This window comes from Citricoccus parietis (genome assembly GCF_042433045.1).
Taxonomy (GTDB): Bacteria; Actinomycetota; Actinomycetes; order Actinomycetales; family Micrococcaceae; genus Citricoccus; species Citricoccus parietis.
The window spans coordinates 1-20,448 of the sequence record NZ_JBHLWH010000001.1 but is presented as its reverse complement, the minus strand read 5'-3'; the positions used below and the strand labels follow the sequence as shown (position 1 = coordinate 20,448).

Genomic DNA, 20,448 nt, shown 5'->3' with positions numbered 1-20,448 from the left:
CACTATGATGGACCGGGTCCGCGGGAGCATCCGGGACACTCAGCTCTGTCGATTCCACTGGAGAGGACGGCCATGGCGACCAATGAAGCCGTGCGCACGGGGATCCGTGCCCTGGTCAAGGTCACCTGCCGGCCGACCATCACCGGCCTGGAGAACGTGCCGGAGTCAGGCGGGTTCATCGTGGCCAGCAACCACCTGTCCTTCTTCGACTCCGTGATCCTGCAGGCGGTCATGCCGCGCATGGTGCACTTCTTCGCGAAGGCCGAGTACTTCACCCAGCCCGGCGTCAAGGGCAAGGTGATGAAGGGCTTCTTCGACTCCGTGGGATCGATTCCCGTCGAGCGGGGTGAGATGGCCGCCTCCGTGGCAGCCCTGGAGTTGCTCGTGGGCCACGTGGAGGCCGGCTCGGGCGTCGGCATCTACCCCGAGGGCACCCGCAGCCGGGACGGCCGCCTCTACAAGGGCCGCACCGGCGTCGGCTGGCTGGCACTGGCCACGGGGGTGCCAGTGGTGCCGGTCGGTCTGCGGGGGACCGAACGCCTCCAGCCGCCCGGTTCGAACCGGTTCACGCCGCACCGCTTCTCCCTGACCGTCGGCCAGCCGCTGCAATTCGAGCATCTCGGCACCAAGCACCCGCTGCCGCCCCGGCGGCAGGCGACCGCGCAGATCATGGACGCCATCGCGGCCCTCTCGGGCCAGGAACGCGCGGCCACCTACAACGAACCGGTCTCGGGCAACACCTCCGGCGGCCACGCCGGACAGAACCCGACGCCCGCCCAGGACTGAGGCGCCATGGCTGATCCGGCCAGCTACCGCCCGAGGACCGGTGAGGTGCCCACCTCGCCGGGGGTGTACCGCTTCCGCGACCCGGACGGGCGCGTCATCTACGTGGGCAAGGCCAAGAACCTGCGGTCCCGCCTCGCGTCCTACTTCCAGGACCCCAACGGGCTGCATCCCAAGACCCGGGCGATGGTGTTCACCGCTGCCTCGATGGAGTGGACCGTGGTCGGCTCCGAGCTGGAGGCCCTGCAGCTCGAGTACACCTGGATCAAGCAGTACACGCCGCGATTCAACATCATGTACCGGGATGACAAGTCCTACCCGTACCTCGCCGTGACGATGAACGAGAAGTACCCGCGGGTGCAGGTCATGCGCGGGGACAAGCGCAAGGGCGTGAAGTACTTCGGACCCTTCCACCCGGCCAAGGCCATCCGCGAGACCGTGGACCTGATGCTCCGCGTCTTCCCGGTCCGGACCTGTTCCTCTGGCGTCTTCCGCCGGGCCGAGCTCTCGGGCCGGCCCTGTCTGATGGGCTACATCGACAAGTGCGCCGCGCCGTGCGTGGACCGGATCAGCCAGGCGGGGCACCGGCAGCTCGCGCAGGACTTCTGCGACTTCATGGCCGGGGACGCCCAGAAGTACATCCGCCGCCTAGAAGCCCAGATGAAGGAGGCCGTGGCGGACCTGCGCTACGAGGACGCCGCGCGGCGCCGGGACGACATCGCGGCCTTGAAGCGGGTGTTCGAGCGCAATGCCGTGGTCCTCTCGGAGTCCACGGAGGCGGACATCTTCGCCTTCGCCGACGACGAGCTCGAGGCCGCCGTCCAGGTGTTCCACGTCCGGGACGGGCGCATCCGCGGTCAGCGCGGCTGGGTGGTCGAGAAGGTCGAGGACGTCTCGGGTGCCACCATGGTGGAACAGCTGCTCGAGCAGGTCTACGGCTCGCTCGAGGACACCAGCCGCATCCCGCGCGAGGTCCTGGTGCCCGAACTGCCGGAGAACGCCGACCAGGTGGCCGCCCTGCTGTCCGGCATGCGGGGCGCCCAGGTGAGCCTGCGGGTGCCGCAGCGCGGTGACAAGAGGTCCCTGATGGAGACCGTCAAGGAGAACGCCGTGCTCGCCCTGCGGGTGCACAAGACGCGCCGCTCCGGAGACCTGACCACTCGCTCCGCCGCCCTGCGTGAGCTCCAGGACGCCCTCGAACTGCCCGAGCCGCTGCTGCGGATCGAGTGCTATGACATCTCCCACGTCTCCGGGACCAACGTGGTCGGCTCCATGGTGGTGGTCGAGGACGGGATGCCGAAGAAGGCCGACTACCGCAAGTTCAGCGTGACAGGGGACGCCGCCCGGGATGACACCGCCGCCATGCGCAACGTCCTCACCCGCCGGTTCCGCCACTACCTGGAGGACCAGGAGCGCAGTGGCACGTTCGCCACCGGGGAGATCGCTCTCGAGACGGATCCGGCGGCTCCGGCGGCTCCGGCTGATCAGACGGTTCCCGGCGGAGCGGCCGAGGGCCCGGCCGGGGCACCCGCGGACGGCCCGTCCTCGCGCCGTTTCGCCTACCCGCCCTCCCTCGTGGTGGTCGACGGCGGCCCCCCACAGGTGGCCTCGGCCGTCCAGGCCCTGGCGGACCTGGGGATCACCGACCTGCCCGTGGTCGGCCTCGCCAAGCGGCTCGAGGAGCTGTGGCTGCCGGGTGAGGAATTCCCGCTCGTGCTCCCACGTGCCTCCCAGGGGCTCTACATGCTGCAGCGGATCCGCGACGAGTCCCACCGCTTCGCCATCACCTTCCACCGGGAGAAGCGTGGCAAGTCCATGATCTCCTCTGCCCTGGACGGCATCGAGGGCCTGGGCCCGGCCAAGCAGAAGGTCCTGCTCAAGCACTTCGGCTCGGTCAAGCGCATCCGTGCCGCCAGCGTGGATCAGCTGCAGGAAGCCAGGGGCATCGGCCCGGCCCTGGCGGCCACCGTCCATGCGGCGCTGCACCCCGAGACCGCGGCGCCCGGAAGCGGGTCCGCTGAAGCCGCTGAGACTGCCGAGACTGCCGAGACTGCCGATATGGCCCCGGCGGACCGGGTGACGCACGGCGTGAACCTGACCACCGGGGAGATCCTGGACTGAGTGGGAAGATCCTGGACTGAGGGGGGTGGACTGGACTGGGTAGTCTGGACGCATGAGCGACGGCCTGACCCCGGTGAAACCACCCACCTCTGAAGTCCTCATCGTCACCGGCATGTCGGGGGCGGGACGGACCACCGCCGCCCACGCGCTGGAGGACCACGGCTGGTACGTGGTGGAGAACATCCCACCACAGCTCTTCCTCACCCTGACGGACCTGGTGGGCCGTTCCCCGGAGGCGATCCCGCGGCTGGCCCTCGTGGTGGACGTGCGGTCCAAGGAGCTCTTCAAGGACATCCAGGAGGCCCTGGGGCAGTTGCGTGCCCAGGGCGTCGACTACCGGGTGCTCTTCCTGGATGCCAGTGACGAGCTGCTGGTGCGCCGTTTCGAGTCGGCCCGCCGCCCGCACCCGCTGCAGGGTTCCGGGCGCATCCCGGATGGGATCGCCGTCGAACGCCTGCTCCTGCGGGAGCTGAAGGAAGAGGCCGAGATCGTGGTGGACACCAGCACGAAGAACGTGCATTCGCTGGCGACCACCATCACGGAGCTGTTCACCGAGTCCGGACCCATCGTGCTGCGCCTGAACGTCATGAGCTTCGGCTTCAAGTACGGGCTCCCGCAGGACGCGAATTTCATGGCCGATGTCCGGTTCCTGCCGAACCCGCACTGGGTCCCCGAGCTGCGTCCCTTCACGGGCCGCGACACCGCGGTCTCGGATTTCGTGCTGCAGCAGCAGGGCGCCAGTGAGTTCGTGGACCACTATCTCGAGGCGCTGGTGCCCGTCCTGGACGGATACCGCCGGGAGAACAAGCACTACGCCACCTTCGCCATCGGCTGCACGGGCGGCAAGCACCGCTCGGTGGCCGTGGCCGAGGAGCTGGGCCATCGGCTGAGCCAGCAACCGAGGGTCACGGTCAACGTGCACCACCGGGACCTGGGCCGGGAATGAGTGGGATGGCGGGGATGCCGGGCATGAGCAGCCACTTCACGGGCCAGTTGCCCCTGGCGCCCAGTTCCGTTCCGGCTCCGGGCCAGCCCGCCGGGACGTACGATCCGACCCTCCGCGTCACCGCGCTCGGCGGCGGCCACGGGCTGTCGGCCACGCTGCGGGCCCTGCGGCTCATCGCCGGGGAGATCACGGCCGTGGTCACGGTGGCCGACGACGGCGGATCCTCGGGCCGCATCCGCCGGGAGATGGACGTGTTGCCGCCGGGTGACCTGCGGATGGCCCTGGCCGCCCTGTGTGATGACACGGACTGGGGGCGGACCTGGCGCGATGTCATGCAGCACCGGTTCACCTCCAAGGAGGGCACCGAGGCCACGCTGGACAACCACTCCCTGGGCAACCTGTTGATCGTGGCCCTGTGGGAGCTGCTCGGAGACCCGGTGGGCGGACTGCGCTGGGCCGGGGCCCTGTTGGGTGCCCGCGGCCAGGTGCTGCCCATGTCCACCGTGCCGCTGGCGATCTCCGGTGCCGTGCTGTCCGAGAACGAGAAGGGCGAGCTGGTCCGGCGGACCGTGACGGGCCAGTCCTCGCTGGCCGCCGCCGGGAAGAACACCAGGGTCTCCCACATCCGGCTCGAACCGGAGAATGCTCCCGCCTGTGAGGAGTCCATGGAGGCCATCGAGCTCTCCGACTGGATCGTCCTCGGGCCGGGCTCCTGGTACACCTCCGTCCTGCCGCATCTGCTGCTTCCCGAGCTGCGTGAGGCCCTGGTCCGCACTCCGGCCCGGAAGGCGCTCGTGATGAATCTCACCACGGATACCGCGGAAACCTCCGGCATGAACGCGGCGGACCACCTGGAGGTCATCCACCACTACGCGCCCGATCTGCGGTTGGACGTCGTCATAGCAGACCAGGACGCGGTCCAGGACGCCCAGGGCTTCGTGGATGCGGCCGAGCGTCTGGGGGCCGTGGTCCTGTTTAGTAGGGTTGGTGCCGGTTCGGGGACCCCGATCCATGACCCACTGCGTCTGGCTTTGGCCTTTCAGGAGGCCTTCAAGGGCTCCTGATACGGTCATCGTCGTCCGTCACGCCCACCGGTATGGCGGCTCCACCAGTACAAGCGAGAGATGTGAGGCGAGACGCCATGGCGTTGACGGCGGCGGTGAAAGAGGAATTGGCCCATCATGGGATCAAGAGCTCTTCCGAACGGAAGGCCGAGGTCTCGGCCATGCTGCGCTTCGCCGGGGGACTGCACATCATCTCCGGCCGGATCGTCATCGAGGCCGAGCTGGACCAGGCCGCCACCGCCCGCCGGCTCCGGACCGCCATCGCCGAGGTCTACGGCCACGGCAGCGAGATCATCGTCGTGTCCGGCGGCAACCTGCGCAAGGGCAGCCGCTACGTCATCCGGGTGATCCGCGACGGCGAGTCCCTGGCCCGCCAGACCGGCCTGCTGGACGTCCGCGGCCGCCCCGTGCGTGGCCTGCCCCCCATGATCGTCAACGGTTCCGTCGCCGACGCCGAGGCCGTGTGGCGCGGAGCCTTCCTGGCCCACGGGTCCCTGACCGAGCCGGGCCGCTCTTCCTCGCTGGAGGTGACGTGCCCCGGCTCCGAGGCAGCACTGGCGCTGGTGGGGGCCGCCCGCCGGCTCGGCATCGCCGCCAAGGCCCGGGAGGTCCGCGGCGTGGACCGCGTGGTCATCCGTGACGGAGACGCCATCTCGGCCCTGCTGACCCGGATGGGGGCGCATGACACCGTGCTGGTGTGGGAGGAGCGCCGCACCCGCAAGGAGGTCCGGGCCACCGCCAACCGGCTGGCCAACTTCGACGACGCGAACCTGCGGCGTTCGGCCCAGGCCGCCGTCGCCGCCGGGGCACGGGTGGAACGCGCTCTGGACATCCTCGGCGACGAGGTCCCGGACCACCTCAAGTACGCCGGGCAGCTGCGCGTGGATCACAAGCAGGCGTCCCTGGACGAGCTCGGCCGGCTGGCCGACCCGCCCATGACCAAGGACGCCATCGCCGGCCGGATCCGCCGACTGCTCGCCATGGCGGACAAGCGGGCCATCGAGGAGGGCCTGCCCGGGACCGATGCCGCCCTGCCGTCGGACACGGCCGAACACGACGCCTGACGACTCCTGAAGCCACGACCTGCGGGGTGCTGTGATGACCCCACCGCAGCTGGCCTGCAGCTGGCCTGCAACTTTCCGGCGGCTGAACATTCCGGCTCTGAGCGGAACCGGTGGCCAACGCCCCCACAGGGGTGCTTAGGATGGGAAGCAAGGTCTCCTGACGGGGGCCAGACACCAGGGCCCGGCACCCCGGGCCCTGGATACATGTCCATCAAGGAGGAAACATGGCTGAATTCACCCTGCCGGAACTTGATTACGACTACAGCGCGCTGGAGCCGCACATCTCGGCGAAGATCATGGAGCTGCACCACTCCAAGCACCACGCCACCTATGTGAAGGGTGCCAACACCGCCCTCGAGAAGCTGGCCGCCGCCCGCGAGGCCGGCGATTTCGCCACCGTCAACCAGTTCTCCAAGGACCTGGCGTTCAACCTGGGTGGGCACACCAACCACTCCATCTTCTGGAAGAACCTGTCCCCGAACGGCGGGGACAAGCCCGAGGGCGAACTGGCCGCGGCGATCGACGAGTTCTTCGGCTCCTTCGACAAGTTCCAGGCCCACTTCACCGCCGCCGCGCTGGGCATCCAGGGCTCCGGCTGGGCCGTGCTGGCCTACGAGCCGATCGGTGGCAACCTGGTCATCGAGCAGTTCTACGATCAGCAGAACGGCGTCCCCGTGGCCACCATCCCGCTGTTCCAGCTGGACATGTGGGAGCACGCCTTCTACCTCGACTACCAGAACGTCAAGGCGGACTACGTCAAGGCCATCTGGAACATCGTGAACTGGGCGGACGTCTCGGCCCGCTTCGAGGCCGCCCGTGCCGGCGCCTCCAAGCTCATCACCCCCTGAACCAGGTGACCCGTTGACGGGCCGGCCGGCCACTGCGGTCGGCCGGCCCGCTTCGTGTCTTCAGACCACACTTCTCGTTCCTCTCCGTCCGATCGAAAGGCACCACCGTGAGTACTGCAACCAGGATCGCCATCAACGGATTCGGCCGCATCGGCCGCAACGCACTGCGTGTCATCGAGCAGGAGGGCCACGATCTCGAGCTGGTGGCCGTGAACGACCTCGCGGACGTCGAGGACCTGCTGTACCTCGTGAAGTACGACACGGTCCTGGGACGCTACCCGCACGGGATCGAGCTCGTGGACGGCAATCTGGTCGCCAACGGCAGGACCATCCGGGTCTTCTCCGAGAAGGACCCGTCGAAGTTGCCCTGGGACGAGCTCGGCGTGGACATCGTCGTCGAGTGCACCGGTCACTTCACCCAGGCCGAGGATGCCCGCAAGCACCTGGAGGCCGGCGCCCGCAAGGTCGTGCTCTCGGCCCCCGGCAAGGGCGTGGACGGCACCTTCGTGATGGGCGTCAACGACTCCTCCTACGACCCGGCCATGGACATCATCTCGGCCGCCTCCTGCACCACGAACTGCCTGGCCCCCATGGCCAAGGTCCTGCACGACTCCTTCGGGATCGTGGACGGCATCATGACCACCATCCACGCGTACACCGGTGACCAGAACCTGCATGACGGGCCGCACCCCAAGGACCGCCGCCGCGCCCGGGCGGCCGCCCAGAACATGGTCCCCACCTCCACCGGCGCCGCCAAGGCCATCGGCGAGGTGATCCCCTCGCTGAAGGGCAAGCTGGACGGTTTCGCCATGCGGGTGCCCACGATCACCGGCTCCGCCACGGACCTCACCGTCGAACTGGAGCGGGAGGCCTCGATCGACGAGGTCAACGCCGCCTTCCAGGCCGCAGCACAGACCCCCGAGCTGGAGGGCCGCCTGGTCTACAACGTGGACCCCATCACCTCCTCGGACATCATCACCTCGCCGGCGGCCTGCACCTTCGACGCCCCCTTGACCAAGTCGATCGGCAGGACCGTCAAGATCATCGGCTGGTATGACAATGAGTGGGGGTACACCTGCCAGTTGATGGACCTGACCTCCATGGTCGCCTCTAAGCTGTAGTCCGGGTTCGAACCCCGCCCACCCCCGTTCCACCACCCCGGAAGGCCCTGTGCATGACCGCCAAGACCCTTGACGACCTGCTGGAGGCAGGAGTGGCAGGACGCCACGTCCTCGTCCGCTCCGACCTCAACGTCCCGTTGGAGGACGGCGCCGTGGCTGACGACGGCCGCATCCGCGCCTCGCTGCCGGTCATCACCGCGCTGGCCGACGCCGGCGCACGCGTGGTCGTCATGGCCCACCTCGGGCGCCCGAAGGGCGCGGCGGACCCGGCCTTCTCGCTCCGGCCCGCGGCCGAGCGGATGGCCGAGCTGGCCGGTCGTGAGGTGCGCCTGGCCGCTGACGTCACGGGCGCCTCGGCCCGTGAGGAGTCGGCGAACCTGCCCGACGGCGGCATCCTCTTCCTCGAGAACGTGCGGTTCGATCCGCGCGAGACCTCCAAGGATGAGGCCGAGCGTGCTGCGCTGGCCGCCGAGATGGCGGCCCTGACCGGTGGCAGCGACTCGTCCGTGTCAGCCCAGGCGAATCCGGCATCTCCGTCGACTCAGGGCGCCTATGTGGATGACGCCTTCGGCGCCGTGCACCGCCGGCACGCCTCGGTGTATGACATCGCCGGCCTGTTGCCGTCGTACCAGGGTGGCCTCGTCTCCCGGGAGCTGGATGTGCTGTCCCGCCTGACCGGCGAGCCGGATCGTCCCTACGTGGTGGTCCTCGGGGGCTCTAAGGTCTCGGACAAGCTGGCGGTGATCGACAACCTGATGGATCGCGCGGACACCCTGCTGATCGGGGGCGGGATGCTGTTCACCTTCCTCAAGGCCCAGGGCCACGAGGTCGGTGCCTCCCTGCTGGAGGAGGACCAGATCCCCGTCGTCACCGAATACCTGGAGCGCGCCGAGAAGGGCGGCTGCCGGATCGTCCTGCCCACGGACATCGTCATGGCCTCGGCGTTCGCCGCCGACGCCGAGCATGAGGTCCTGCCCGTGGAGGCCCTCACCTCCGGTGCGCATGGCGCCTCCGCCCTGGGCCTGGACATCGGCCCCGAGACGCGCGTGGCGTTCGGCGAGGAGATCCGCCGGGCCGAGACCGTGTTCTGGAACGGGCCGATGGGCGTCTTCGAGTTCGAGGCCTTCGCCCATGGCACCCGCACGGTGGCCCAGTCCCTGACCGAGTCCACCGGACTGACCGTGGTGGGTGGCGGTGACTCGGCGGCGGCTGTCCGGGCTCTGGGCTTCAACGACGACCAGTTCGGCCACATCTCCACCGGTGGTGGTGCCTCCCTGGAGTACCTCGAGGGCAAGTCCCTGCCGGGCATCGACGCCCTGGAGCGCTCGGGCACGGGCCACGGCATGAACCACAGTGCAGGTCCTGACGCGGCACAGGCAGGTGCCTGAGCATGACCTCGAAGACCAACGGCGTCTATGACCGCACCCCGCTCATCGCGGGCAACTGGAAGATGAACCTGGACCACCAGCAGGCCGTCACCCTCGTGCAGAAACTGACCTGGATCCTCACGGATGCGGACCACGACTTCGAGAAGGTCGAGGTGGCGGTGTTCCCGCCCTTCACGGACCTGCGCAGTGTCCAGACTCTCGTGGCCGGGGACCGGCTGCCCCTGGTGTATGGGGCCCAGGACGTCTCCGCCGAGGATTCCGGTGCGTTCACCGGCGAGATCTCGGCACAGTTCCTGTCCAAGCTGGGGTGCCGCTACGTCCTGGTCGGTCACTCCGAGCGGCGCACACTGCACGGCGAGGACGACGCCATGGCCAACCGCAAGCTCACCGCAGCGCTGCGGCACGGCCTCGGGCCCGTCCTGTGCGTGGGCGAGGGGCTGGACGTCCGGCAGGCCGGCCGCCACGTGGAGCACACTCTGGCCCAGCTCCGCGGAGCGCTCGAGGGCCTGTCCACCGAACAGGTCACCGACCTGGTGGTGGCCTACGAGCCCGTGTGGGCCATCGGCACCGGCGAGGTAGCTGGTCCGGACGACGCCCAGCAGATGTGCGCCGCCCTGCGCGCCGACGTCGCCTCCCGGTATGGTGAGGAGGCCGCCGCGGGTCTCCGCCTCTTGTATGGCGGATCCGTCAAGTCCTCGAACGCGGCCTCCATCCTGCGGGAGAAGGACGTGGACGGTCTCCTCGTGGGTGGCGCCAGCCTGGACGAGGCCGAGTTTGCTAGCATAGTCAGGTTCGAGCATCACCTGCTGACCGACTGATTCCGGCTGTTCGGCTCCGGCCGGACGGCGCAGAAGAACCCGAACGGGCCGGTGACGGCCTCCCGCCAATGGAAAGAGTGACGTGGACGTCCTGACCCTCATCCTGCAGATCGCCCTGGCCGCCATCAGTGTCCTGCTGGTCCTGCTGATCCTGCTGCACAAGGGCCGTGGCGGCGGTATGTCCGATATGTTCGGCGGCGGCGTGACCTCTTCGCTGGGTGCCTCCGGCGTGGCCGAGAAGAACCTGAACCGCATCACCGTCACCCTGGGCCTGACCTGGGGCGCGATCGTGGTGGCCCTCGGTCTGATCATGCGGTTCTCGCAGGACTTCTAGCCCGTCCTGGGCCGTGGGATCGGCAGGACCTGCGGTACAGAATCGGCAGCCCAGGTCAGCCCGGCCAGTCAGTCCACCAGATCAGCCCAGACCGGCTGCCGCCCCGTCCAGCCACCAGACGGTGGCATCCCGACCTGAGACCACCGATGCCGGCCACCGGGCCGCATCGGTGGTCTCGTCGTCTCGGGCGTGCCGGACCTCAGCCACGGCCTCGGCCTTGTCCGCACCGGCCACCACGAACCAGAGCCGCTCGGCCGTGTTGAGAGCCTCCACGGTCAGCGAGAGCCGCCTCGGCGGCGGCTTGGGGGAGTCCTCCACGGCAATCACCGTCGCTCCGCGGGTCAGGGGGCCGGGCAGGCCCGGGAACAGGCTGGCGACATGGGCGTCCGGTCCCACGCCCAGCATCACCACATCGAAGACCGGCAGGCGGCCGTCCGGCCCCCCGTCCACGCGCGCGTGGGCGGCGAGCTCTGACGCATAGGCCTCCGCCGCCGTCATGATCGACTCCATCACCTGCGTCACCTGCGTCTCCAACGGCACCGTACCCGCCCCTGCAGAGCTGTCAGCGGCGGGCATCCGGTGAATGTTCGCGGCGGGCATCCCGTGCAGGGTGACCAGCTCCTGCAGGAGGGCCTCCTCGGCCTGCTGCTCGTTGCGGTCATGGTCCCCGGCGGGCAGGAAACGCTCATCGCCCCACCACAGGTGCACCCGGGACCAATCGGGCATGCGGAGATCCGCCGGGACGCCAGGCCCCGCTGACACCAGGTCGGAGAGCGCCGCCAGGATCCCCGTGCCGGTCCCGCCCCCGGTCAGCACGGCCGAGGCCGCACCCCGGTCCCGGACGGCGTCGGCGAGGATTCGGAGCAGCTCATGGGCGGCGTCACGGCAGAGCGACTCGCGGTCGGAGAACAGGCGGGTCTCATCGGTCACTGGGCAACACTGCTTTCAGGTCGGTCAGGGGCAGGCCGTTGACCACCACATCACCGAAGACCTCGTCCGGGTCCAGCCGGCGCAGCTCCTCTGCCAGGCAGTCCTGGTCGCTGCGCCGTGGCAGGGAGATGTGCTGGATCGGCCGGCCCTGCTGGTACAGGGAGGCCACGTCACCGGCCTGCCTGGACAACACCACGTCGCCCTGCTGGCGCCGCAGCCGGACGGAGCGCATGCCCTGACCGGCCTTGGAGTGGGCCATGGTGACGGGGACTCCGAGGCAGCGGGTGAGCCAGGCGGCCAGCAGCATGGTCGAGGGGGAGTCCTCGGCCCCGTCCACGGTGACGGAGAGGATCTCGGCGGAGTCCAGCCCGTCCAGGATCGCGGCCAGCTGGATGCGCCATCCGGTCAGCCGGGTCCAGGACAGGTCGGTGTCCCCGGCCCGGTAGGTCTGGCGCAGGTGCATCAAGGCCCGCCGGGGCGAGGGGGCCGTGGCCGTGTCCGTGATGCGGCGGTGCGCGATCCGCCCCAGGGCCGAGTCGGCCGGGATCTCCGGGGCGGAGTGGGGCCACCAGACCACGATCGGGGCGTCCGGCAGCAGCAGGGCGCCGATGAGCGACTCGGACTCCTCCGCATTGGAGCCGGAGCCGTGGAGGATGACCACGTCCGAGGCTCCGGCGTCACCGCCCACCCGGATCTCCGCATCCAGCCGGGTGGGAGCTGCGGCGTCCCCGGCGGCCAGCACGATGATCCGGCAGGGGTGCTCTCGGCTGGCCAGGTTGGCGGCCAGGATGGCCTCCTCAGCATGGTCCGGCGAGGTGGAGATGATCAGCGTCAGCACCCGGCCGAGCGCGACGACGCCCCCGGCCTCGCGCAGGCGGTTCATCTCCTTGGCGATCTGGGATGTGGTGGTGTCCTGGACCTCGATGATCATCAGGGCCTCCTCCAGACGCGGCCGTCACGGGCCATGAGCTCGTCGGCGGTCTTCGGCCCCCAGCTGCCGGGGGCATAGGGCTCCGGCTGGCCGGCCAGGGACTCCCAGTACTCCTCGAACGGGTCGAGGATGGCCCAGGACAGCTCCACCTCGGCCTGGCGGGGGAACAGCGGCGGCTCACCGAGCAGCACGTCGAGGATCAGCCGTTCATAGGCCTCCGGGCTGTCCTCGGTGAAGGCGTGGCCGTAGCCGAAGTCCATGGTCACGTCCCGGACCTCCTGCTGGGTCCCGGGGACCTTGGAGGCGAAGCGGATGGTGACCCCCTCGTCCGGCTGCACGCGGATGACGATGGTGTTCTGGCCGAACTCGTCCTCACCGTGTCCGGGGAACAGCAGGTTCGGGGCACGCTTGAGCACCACGGCGATCTCGGTGACCCGGCGGCCCAGTCGCTTGCCGGCGCGCAGGTAGAACGGGACCCCGTCCCAGCGCCGGGTGCGGATGCCCAGCTTCAGGGCGGCGTAGGTCTCGGTGGTGGACTCCGGGTTGAAGCCCTCCTCCTCGAGGAAGCCGGTGACCTTCTCCCCGCCCTGCCAGCCACCGGTGTACTGGCCGCGCGCGGAGGCGGCGCCCAGGCCGGCGTCGTCCGTGGGGACCTCGACGGCGGCCAGGACCTTCTCCTTCTCGGTGCGCAGGTGATCCGCGTCGAAGGAGATGGGCTCTTCCATGGCGGTCAGGGCCAGCAGCTGCAGCAGGTGGTTCTGGATGACGTCGCGGGCGGCGCCCACCCCGTCGTAGTAGCCGGCGCGGCCGCCGATGCCGATGTCCTCGGCCATGGTGATCTGCACGTGGTCCACATGGTTGGAGTTCCACACGGGCTCGAACAGACGGTTGGCGAAGCGCAGCGCCAGGATGTTCTGGACGGTCTCCTTGCCGAGGTAGTGGTCGATCCGGAAGACGGCATCCGGGACGAACACCTGCTCGATCACGTCGTTGAGCTCCCGGGCGCTGGCCAGGTCGTGACCGAAGGGTTTCTCGATGACCACCCTGCGCCACGGGCGCCCGGAGGAACCGGCCCGGGCGGGGGAGGGCCGCGTACCGGCATCGTGGTGGCGGCCGGCCAGGCCGTGGTCGGCGAGCTGCTGGCTGACCTCCTCGAACCAGTCCGGCGGGATGGACAGGTAGAACACGGTGTTGCCGGCGGTGCCGCGGGAGATCTCGAGGTCGGCCAGCGTCCCGTGGAGGTCCTCGTAGGCCGCGGCGTCATCGAAGCCGCCGGAGACGAAGCGGAAGCCGCCGCGCAGCTGGTTCCAGACCGTGTCGTTCCAGCCGGTCCGGGCCGAGGACTCCACGGATGCGCGCACGTACGCCGTGAACTCCTCGTCGCTCCAGTCGCGCCGGCCGAAGCCGACCAGGGAGAAGCCGGGCGGGAGCAGCCCCCGGTTGGCGAGGTCGTAGATCGCCGGCAGCAGCTTCTTGCGGGCCAGGTCTCCGGTGACGCCGAACAGGACGAGGGCGGAGGGACCGGCGATCCGGGTCAGCCGGCGGTCCCGGGGGTCGCGCAGGGGATTGGCCGGGCGTGTTCCGGTCGACGGCTCAGGCACCATCGGATCCCTGCGTGCCGTGCGCTGCCCGGAGGAGTTGGCCGATGCCGTCTGTGCGCTCGGTCAGGTGCAGCCGCACCACGGGTCGGCCATGCTCGCGCAGCACGGAGGCGTCCCCGGCGGCCTGGGCGGCCAGCAGCTGACCGAAGGTGAAGGGACGGCCCGGGATGTCCAGGTCCAGGTCTGAATCGGCCGTGACCTGCAGGAATACTCCTTCGGGGGTGCCGCCCTTGTGGTACTGGCCGGTCGAGTGCAGGAACCGTGGGCCCCAGCCGAAGGTGACCGGCCGTCCGGACAGCGTGGCGAGGGCGGCGCGCAGGACCTCCAGCTCCGGATAGCCCACGCGGTCCAGGTACGCCTGGACGGCCAGGTAGCCGTGGGCCGGCACCAGCTGCGCGACGGCGGCCAGCACCTGCCCGAGGTCGTCCGGGCTCCCGGCCGGGCCGTTCACGACGTCGTCCGGCCCGGTGACCTCGACGGTCCCGATCACGGTGTCCGGACGCTTCGACTTGGGCGTGGCATCCAGCAGGCCGCGGGCCGCGGTCTTCGCCGCCTCGACGTCCGGCTGATCGAAGGGGTTGATGCCGAGGATGCGGCCGGCCACCGCCGTGGCGAACTCCCACAGGAGCAGCTGAGCCCCGAGGGAGCCGAAGACCTCCACCGCGTGCTCGGACCGGAGCGGCGGGACACTGTCGGCATCGGATGCGTCGTTCGCGTCTGGAGCCTCCCGATCCTCGGGGTCGGCCACCAGGCGGATCTGCAGCAGGTCGTCGGCGGCGGAGAGGGTCTCCGGGTCGCCGGCGTCCACGACCACGGGCAGCACACCGGTGCCGTCCTTGCCCGTGGACTCGGCGATGAGCTGCTCGGCCCAGCCGCCGAAGCCGACCAGCCCGGAGTCCTCGTCGGAGAAGACCAGTTTGTTGCGCAGCGGGTCCGTACCAGCCATGGCGGCGCCGAGCTGGAGGCCGGGGTTGCCCGGGTCGTCGGTGGCGAGGACCTCGCGGGTCTCCTCCGCATCGTCGAGCAGGGCGGCGATGTCCACGCCGGCCAGACCAGTGGGCACCAGGCCGAAGGCGGTCAGGGCGGAGTAACGCCCGCCGACGGTGGGATCGGCGGTGAAGACCCGCCGGTAGCCAGCCTCGCGGGCGGACTGCTCGAGCGGGGAGCCCGGGTCCGTCACCACGACGATCCGGGACGCGGCGTCGAGGCCGGCGTCGTTGAAGGCCTGCTCGAAGACCCGCCGCTGCGAGTCGGTCTCCACCGTGGAACCGGACTTGGAGGACACCACCAGGACGGTGTCCGCCACCCCGGCCGCCAGGACGTTGCCCACCATCTCGGGGTCGGTGGAGTCGAGCACGGTGAGCGGACATCCCACGGTGGCGGCGATCACCTCGGGGGCCAGGGAGGACCCGCCCATGCCGGCGAGGACCACGCGGCTGATGCCCTCGGCCGCCAGTTCGGCGCGCAGGCCCTCGATCTGCGGCACCAGTTCCCGCGAGTCCTCGAAGAGGTCCATCCACCCGAGGCGCTGCGATGCCTCCTCCTCCGCGGCGGGACCCCACAGGGTGTGGTCCTTGCCGTCCAGGCGACTGGCGACACGGTCGTCCACCAGGGCCGGGACGTGACGGTCGATCGCCGCGAGGGCGGCGCCGGTGGCCTGCAATCCGAGTGAACTCATGTCAGTCTCCTGGGTCGTGCGGGGAGGGATTCAGGGATTGGTCAAGCGGTGACCGAGCGGCAATCAGCTGCCGTCAGTGGGCTGCGGAGTCCTTGAGCGCGGCGCGCACGGTCTCCAGCAGCTCGTTCCAGCTGGTCACGAACTTCTCCACGCCCTCGGTCTCGAGGACGGCCACCACGTCGTTGTAGTCGACGCCGGCATGGGCGATCGCGTCCAGCACGCGGTCCGCTTCCTCGTAGCCCGCCGTGATGGTGTCGCCGGTGACCTCACCATGGTCGGCCAGGGCCTCCAGCGTCTTCTCCGGCATGGTGTTGACGGTTCCCGGGGCCACGAGGCCGGTCACGTAGAGCGTGTCCGGCAGCGCCGGGTCCTTTGTTCCGGTGGAGGCCCAGAGCGGACGCTGCGGGCGGGCACCGGCTGCCTCCAGGACGCGCCAGCGTTCCGTGTCCAAGGTCTCGGTGAAGATGCGGTAGGCGAGTCGTGCGTTGGCGAGGCCCGCCTGCCCCGTCAGCTCGCCGGCCCCCTCGGCCGTGGACTCGGCGAGGCGGCGGTCCACCTCGGTGTCCACACGGGAGACGAAGAAGCTGGCGACGGAGTGCAGGGTGGACAGGTCGATCCCGGCGGCATGCGCCTGCTCCAGGCCCAGCAGCCAGGCGTTGAGCACCTCGCGGTAGCGGGTCAGCGAGAAGATCAGGGTCACGTTGACGCTCAGTCCCTGGGCGAGGGTAGCCGTGATGGCCGGCAGGCCCTCTTCCGTGGCGGGGATCTTGATCAGCACGTTGGGCCGGTCCACGGCCTCGGCCAGCTTGCCGGCCTCGGCGACGGTCTTCTCGGCGTCCCGGGCAGACCGGGGATCCACCTCGATGGACACCCTGCCGTCCACCCCGTTGGAGGCCTGGTAGACGGGCGTGAAGAGGTCACAGGCGGCCTGGACGTCCCGGGTGGTGAGCTCGAAGACGGCCTGGTCCAGGTCCGCGCCGTCGGCGGACAACTGCGTCAACTGCTCGGCGTAGGCCTCCCCGTTCTTCAGTGCGGCGGCGAAGATCGAGGGATTGGTGGTCACGCCGGTGACGGTCCGCGTCTCGATCAGCTCGGCGAGGTTGCCCGTGGCGATCCGCTCACGGGACAGATCGTCGAGCCAGATGGACACACCGGCCTCGGCCAGTGCACGGGTGTTCGGGTTCTGTTCGGTCATCGTGTGCTCCGTACGTCTGGGGGGTGCTTTGCGTGGCGGTGGTGACCGGCCGGTGCCGGGTCAGCGGCCGAGCAGGTCCCGAGCGGCGGCGGCCACGGCTTCGGCCGTGATGCCGTACTCGCGGAACAGCGTCTGGAAATCTGCCGAGGCGCCGTAGTGCTCCAGTGAGACCTGGGCCCCGCGGACCCCGGTGTACTTGGCCCAGCCCTGCGCGATCCCGGCCTCCACGGAGACCCGGACGGCGCCGTTGTCCGGCAGCACGGAGGCGCGGTAGGACTCGTCCTGGGCGTCGAACCACTCGAGGCTGGGGGCGGACACCACCCGGGTCGGTACGCCTTCGGACTGCAGTTGGTCCCGTGCGGCCACCGCGAGCTGCACCTCGGAACCGGTCCCGATCAGGATCGCCTGGGGCTCGACGGCCGCGCCAGAGTCATCGGTGGCGTCCAGCAGCACGTAGGCGCCGCGGGCCGTTCCCTCCGCACCGGCGAAGCCCTGCTCGTCCCTCGGGAAGACCGGCAGGTTCTGGCGGGAGAGCACGATGCCGGCGGGGCCGTCGGTCTTCTCCAGGATGGTCTTCCAGGCCCAGGACACCTCATTGGCGTCTGCCGGTCGGACGACGGCCAGTCCCGGGATGGCACGCAGCGAGGCGAGTTGCTCCACCGGCTGGTGGGTGGGGCCGTCCTCGCCGAGGCCGATCGAGTCGTGGGTCCAGACATAGATGGCCGGGGTGCCCATCACCGCACCGATGCGGATCGCGGGACGCTGATAGTCGGAGAAGATCAGGAAGGTCCCCATGTAGGCCCGCAGCAGTGAGCCGAGCGAGATACCGTTCACGATCGAGCCGGCGGCGTGCTCGCGGATGCCGAAGTGCAGGGTGCGGCCGTAGGGGCCGCCCTTCCAGGTGGAGGTCTGCCGGGTGACGGGGATGAACGAGGGCTCGCCGTCCATGGTGGTGTTGTTGGAGCCCGCCAGGTCGGCGGACCCGCCCCACAGCTCCGGCATGACCGGGGCCAGTGCGGACAGGACCTTGCCGGAGGCGGCGCGGGTGGCCATCCCCTTGGCGCCGCCCGAGAAGCTCGCGTCGAAGTCCGCCTCGAAGGCGGGGAACGCCGCGGCGAAGCCCTCGGGTAGTTCGCCCGCCGTCAGGCGGTCGAACAGCCGGGCACGCTCCTCGTTGGCGCCGCGCCACGCGGCGTAGGACTCCTCCCAGGCGGCGCGGTAGGCCACCGAGCGTTCGCCGACGCTGCGAGCGTGGGCCAGCACGCCGTCGTCGACGGCGAAGTGCTGCTCCGGGTCAAAGCCCAGGACCGTCTTCAGGCCGGCCAGCTCTTCGCCGCCGAGCTTGGAGCCATGGATGGCACCCGTGTCCTGCTTGCCGGGGGAGGGCCAGCCGATCACGGTGCGGAGCTTGATGAGCGAGGGCTTGGAGGTCTGTGCCTTGGCCTCGGCCAGGGCCGCGTAAAGCTGCTCCGTGTCCTCGACGTAGTCCCCGGTGGCGAGCCAGTCGACGGTCTGGACATGCCAGCCGTAGGCCTCATACCGGGCGGCCACGTCCTCGCTGAACGCCACGTCCGTGTCGTCCTCGATGGAGATCTCGTTGTCGTCATAGATGACCACAAGGTTGCCGAGTTCCTGGTGGCCCGCCAAGGAGGAGGCCTCGGAGGTGACGCCCTCCTGGAGGTCGCCGTCGGAGGCGATGACGAAGATGTGGTGGTCGAAGGGGCTCGTCCCGAGGGCGGCGTCCGGGTCCAGCAGTCCGCGCAGCCGGCGCTGGGCGAAGGCGAAGCCGACGGCGGAGGCCAGACCCTGGCCCAGGGGACCGGTGGTGATCTCCACGCCGTCCGTGTGCCCGTACTCGGGGTGGCCCGGAGTCTTGGAACCCCAGGTGCGCAGGGCCTGGAGGTCCTCGATTTCCAGCCCGGCGCCGGCGGCGAAGAGCTGCAGGTACAAGGTCAGGGAGGAGTGGCCCGCCGAGAGGATGAATCGGTCGCGTCCGGCCCAGGTGGCGTCCGCGGGGTCATGGTGCATGACGTTCTGGAACAGCTGCCAGGCGACTGGGGCGAGCGAGATGGCGGTGCCGGGGTGGCCGTGACCGGCCTTCTCCACGGCGTCTGCGGCCAGCACGCGCAGGGTGTCCACCGCCTTCCGGTCCACGGCGGAATACGTGTACTCGCGGGCGGGCTGAAGACGCTGCAGGGAGGAAGTCCCCCCGGTGGCGGATCCGGTGGATGATGCCGGGGCTGAAGTCACGAAAGCTGCTCCTGACGGGATGAAACTGGGGGCCGGTGCCGACCTGACGCCAGCTTATCCCGAATGGGGCCACGCCCTGCAGGGGGTGAACCGCCAGTGACCTGTCACGACCCGACATTGTGTGCAGGGAACGGTACACTGGAAGGGGTGTTTCCAGCACCGATGACCTCATCCCGCCCGCCTGCACCGTGAGAAGTAGATGCCCAGCACCCTTGATGCCCAGTCCGCCGCGAGCCCGGCGCCCTCCAGCGCCCGTCCGGTCAACCGGAAGATCGGGTTCAAGCGGAAAGCCGCAGCCTACGTCTCGCTGACGAAGCCGCGGGTGATGGAACTGCTCCTGGTCACCACGCTGCCGACGATGATCTTCGCGCAGCGCGGGTTCCCGGACGTGGTCACCATGATCGCCACCATGGTGGGCGGCGCACTGGCCGCCGGGTCCTCCGCGGCCTTCAACTGCTACATCGACCGGGACATCGACAAGCTGATGAACCGGACCAAGAAGCGCCCCCTGGTCACCGGTGAGGTCACTCCCCGCGAGGCACTCATCTTCGCCTGGTCCATCGGCGTGATGTCCATCGCCATCCTCCTCTGGGGCACCAACCTGCTGGCCGCCGGCCTCGGCGTCCTGGCCATCTTCTTCTACGTGGTCGTCTACAGCCTGATCTTGAAGCGCCGCACCGAACAGAACATCGTGTGGGGCGGTATTGCCGGCTGCTTCCCGGTCCTCATCGCCTGGGCCGCTGTCCGCGAGACCGTGGAGTGGCCGGCCATCGTGCTGTTCCTCATCATCTTCCTGTGGACCCCGCCCCACTACTGGCCCCTGTCCCTGAAGTACAAGCGCGACTACCAGGCCGCGGACGTGCCGATGCTCGGGGCCGTGGCCTCGGCGCGGGTGGTCTCCAGCCAGGTCGTGCTCTATGCCTGGGCCACCGTGGCCTGCTCGCTGCTGCTGGTGCCGCTGGGCTGGGCCGGGATCGTCTACACGGCCGTCGCCCTCGTGGCCGGTGGGTGGTTCGTCTACGAGTCCCACGTGCTCTACGCGGAGTCACAGAAGCCGGAGTACAACGACAAGAAGGCGATGAAGGTCTTCCACCTCTCCATCACCTATCTCACCCTCGTCTTCGTGGCCCTGGCCGTGGATCCCTTCGTGGGGAGCCCGCTCATGCCGGTCCCGGGCATCCCCTCCTGACATCCCGGATCTGAGGGCGTCAGCGGGCCGGCTGCCTGTTGAGGATCGCGGCCGTGAGCGAGCGAACCTCATTCGTGTGCTTTCTCGTCTTCGCTCTAGAAGCGCCCTGATCGGGCGACTGAAGCCATCTGTGAGTCTGGATCTGGCTGGTCTGGGACTGGCCGGTCAGGATGGATGTCGGTCGTAT

At 69.6% G+C, this 20,448-nt stretch carries 17 protein-coding genes; 11 read left to right on the top strand and 6 right to left on the bottom strand.

Translation table 11 applies throughout. The annotated features are described in order from the left end of the window. Window positions 1–72 precede the first annotated feature (72 nt). The 10 genes from ACFFIO_RS00085 (at window position 73) to secG (ending at window position 10,487) form a co-directional block, all read left to right on the top strand. Window positions 73–786, top strand: a complete 714-nt coding sequence (locus tag ACFFIO_RS00085) for a lysophospholipid acyltransferase family protein (protein ID WP_378039699.1) — start codon at window positions 73–75, stop codon at window positions 784–786. Between the two features lie 6 nt (window positions 787–792). Beyond that, entirely contained in the window at window positions 793–2,904 is a 2,112-nt protein-coding gene (uvrC, locus tag ACFFIO_RS00080) for an excinuclease ABC subunit UvrC (protein ID WP_378039698.1), read from the top strand. A 52-nt stretch (window positions 2,905–2,956) separates the two neighbouring features. Then, window positions 2,957–3,850: an RNase adapter RapZ gene (gene rapZ / locus ACFFIO_RS00075; protein ID WP_378039697.1), complete on the top strand. Its 894-nt coding sequence runs from the start codon at window positions 2,957–2,959 to the stop codon at window positions 3,848–3,850. Window positions 3,851–3,873: 23 nt separating this feature from the next. Further along, window positions 3,874–4,914, top strand: coding sequence for a gluconeogenesis factor YvcK family protein (locus tag ACFFIO_RS00070; RefSeq protein ID WP_378039696.1), 1,041 nt, complete (start codon window positions 3,874–3,876; stop codon window positions 4,912–4,914). A gap of 77 nt (window positions 4,915–4,991) precedes the next feature. Beyond that, window positions 4,992–5,978, top strand: a complete 987-nt coding sequence (whiA, locus tag ACFFIO_RS00065) for a DNA-binding protein WhiA (protein WP_378039695.1) — start codon at window positions 4,992–4,994, stop codon at window positions 5,976–5,978. A gap of 224 nt (window positions 5,979–6,202) precedes the next feature. Beyond that, on the top strand, window positions 6,203–6,826 hold the full coding sequence (locus ACFFIO_RS00060; RefSeq protein ID WP_188806641.1) for a superoxide dismutase: 624 nt from the start codon (window positions 6,203–6,205) through the stop codon (window positions 6,824–6,826). Window positions 6,827–6,933: 107 nt separating this feature from the next. Beyond that, window positions 6,934–7,947, top strand: a complete 1,014-nt coding sequence (gene gap / locus ACFFIO_RS00055; RefSeq protein WP_378039694.1) for a type I glyceraldehyde-3-phosphate dehydrogenase — start codon at window positions 6,934–6,936, stop codon at window positions 7,945–7,947. A gap of 53 nt (window positions 7,948–8,000) precedes the next feature. Next, the gene (locus tag ACFFIO_RS00050; protein ID WP_378039693.1) at window positions 8,001–9,335 is read left to right on the top strand and encodes a phosphoglycerate kinase; all 1,335 of its coding nucleotides are present in this window, start codon (window positions 8,001–8,003) and stop codon (window positions 9,333–9,335) included. Between the two features lie 2 nt (window positions 9,336–9,337). Next, entirely contained in the window at window positions 9,338–10,153 is an 816-nt protein-coding gene (tpiA, locus tag ACFFIO_RS00045; protein ID WP_378039692.1) for a triose-phosphate isomerase, read from the top strand. A gap of 82 nt (window positions 10,154–10,235) precedes the next feature. Beyond that, on the top strand, window positions 10,236–10,487 hold the full coding sequence (gene secG, locus ACFFIO_RS00040; protein WP_115931235.1) for a preprotein translocase subunit SecG: 252 nt from the start codon (window positions 10,236–10,238) through the stop codon (window positions 10,485–10,487). Window positions 10,488–10,568: 81 nt separating this feature from the next. Here the strand turns inward: secG and pgl are convergent, their stop codons facing one another. The 6 genes from pgl to tkt form a co-directional block, all read right to left on the bottom strand. After that, window positions 10,569–11,417 carry a 6-phosphogluconolactonase gene (gene pgl / locus ACFFIO_RS00035; protein ID WP_378039691.1) on the bottom strand — a complete coding sequence of 283 codons (849 nt, stop codon included), beginning with the start codon at window positions 11,415–11,417 and terminating at the stop codon, window positions 10,569–10,571. After that, window positions 11,407–12,348: a glucose-6-phosphate dehydrogenase assembly protein OpcA gene (locus ACFFIO_RS00030; protein ID WP_378039690.1), complete on the bottom strand. Its 942-nt coding sequence runs from the start codon at window positions 12,346–12,348 to the stop codon at window positions 11,407–11,409. The genes pgl and ACFFIO_RS00030 overlap by 11 nt, the downstream gene beginning before the upstream one ends. Then, complete coding sequence (gene zwf / locus ACFFIO_RS00025; protein ID WP_378039689.1) at window positions 12,348–13,952, bottom strand: glucose-6-phosphate dehydrogenase; 1,605 nt, start codon at window positions 13,950–13,952, stop codon at window positions 12,348–12,350. The genes ACFFIO_RS00030 and zwf overlap by 1 nt, the downstream gene beginning before the upstream one ends. Next, window positions 13,942–15,627: a phosphoglucose isomerase-related protein gene (locus ACFFIO_RS00020; RefSeq protein WP_378039688.1), complete on the bottom strand. Its 1,686-nt coding sequence runs from the start codon at window positions 15,625–15,627 to the stop codon at window positions 13,942–13,944. The genes zwf and ACFFIO_RS00020 overlap by 11 nt, the downstream gene beginning before the upstream one ends. Window positions 15,628–15,700: 73 nt before the next feature. Next, entirely contained in the window at window positions 15,701–16,822 is a 1,122-nt protein-coding gene (gene tal, locus ACFFIO_RS00015; RefSeq protein WP_378039687.1) for a transaldolase, read from the bottom strand. Between the two features lie 60 nt (window positions 16,823–16,882). Next, window positions 16,883–19,018, bottom strand: coding sequence for a transketolase (gene tkt / locus ACFFIO_RS00010; RefSeq protein WP_378039776.1), 2,136 nt, complete (start codon window positions 19,016–19,018; stop codon window positions 16,883–16,885). Between the two features lie 253 nt (window positions 19,019–19,271). On the opposite strand from tkt, the gene ACFFIO_RS00005 reads away from it, so the two are divergent. Then, the gene (locus tag ACFFIO_RS00005; RefSeq protein ID WP_378039686.1) at window positions 19,272–20,261 is read left to right on the top strand and encodes a heme o synthase; all 990 of its coding nucleotides are present in this window, start codon (window positions 19,272–19,274) and stop codon (window positions 20,259–20,261) included. The last annotated feature ends 187 nt before the right edge of the window (window positions 20,262–20,448 follow it).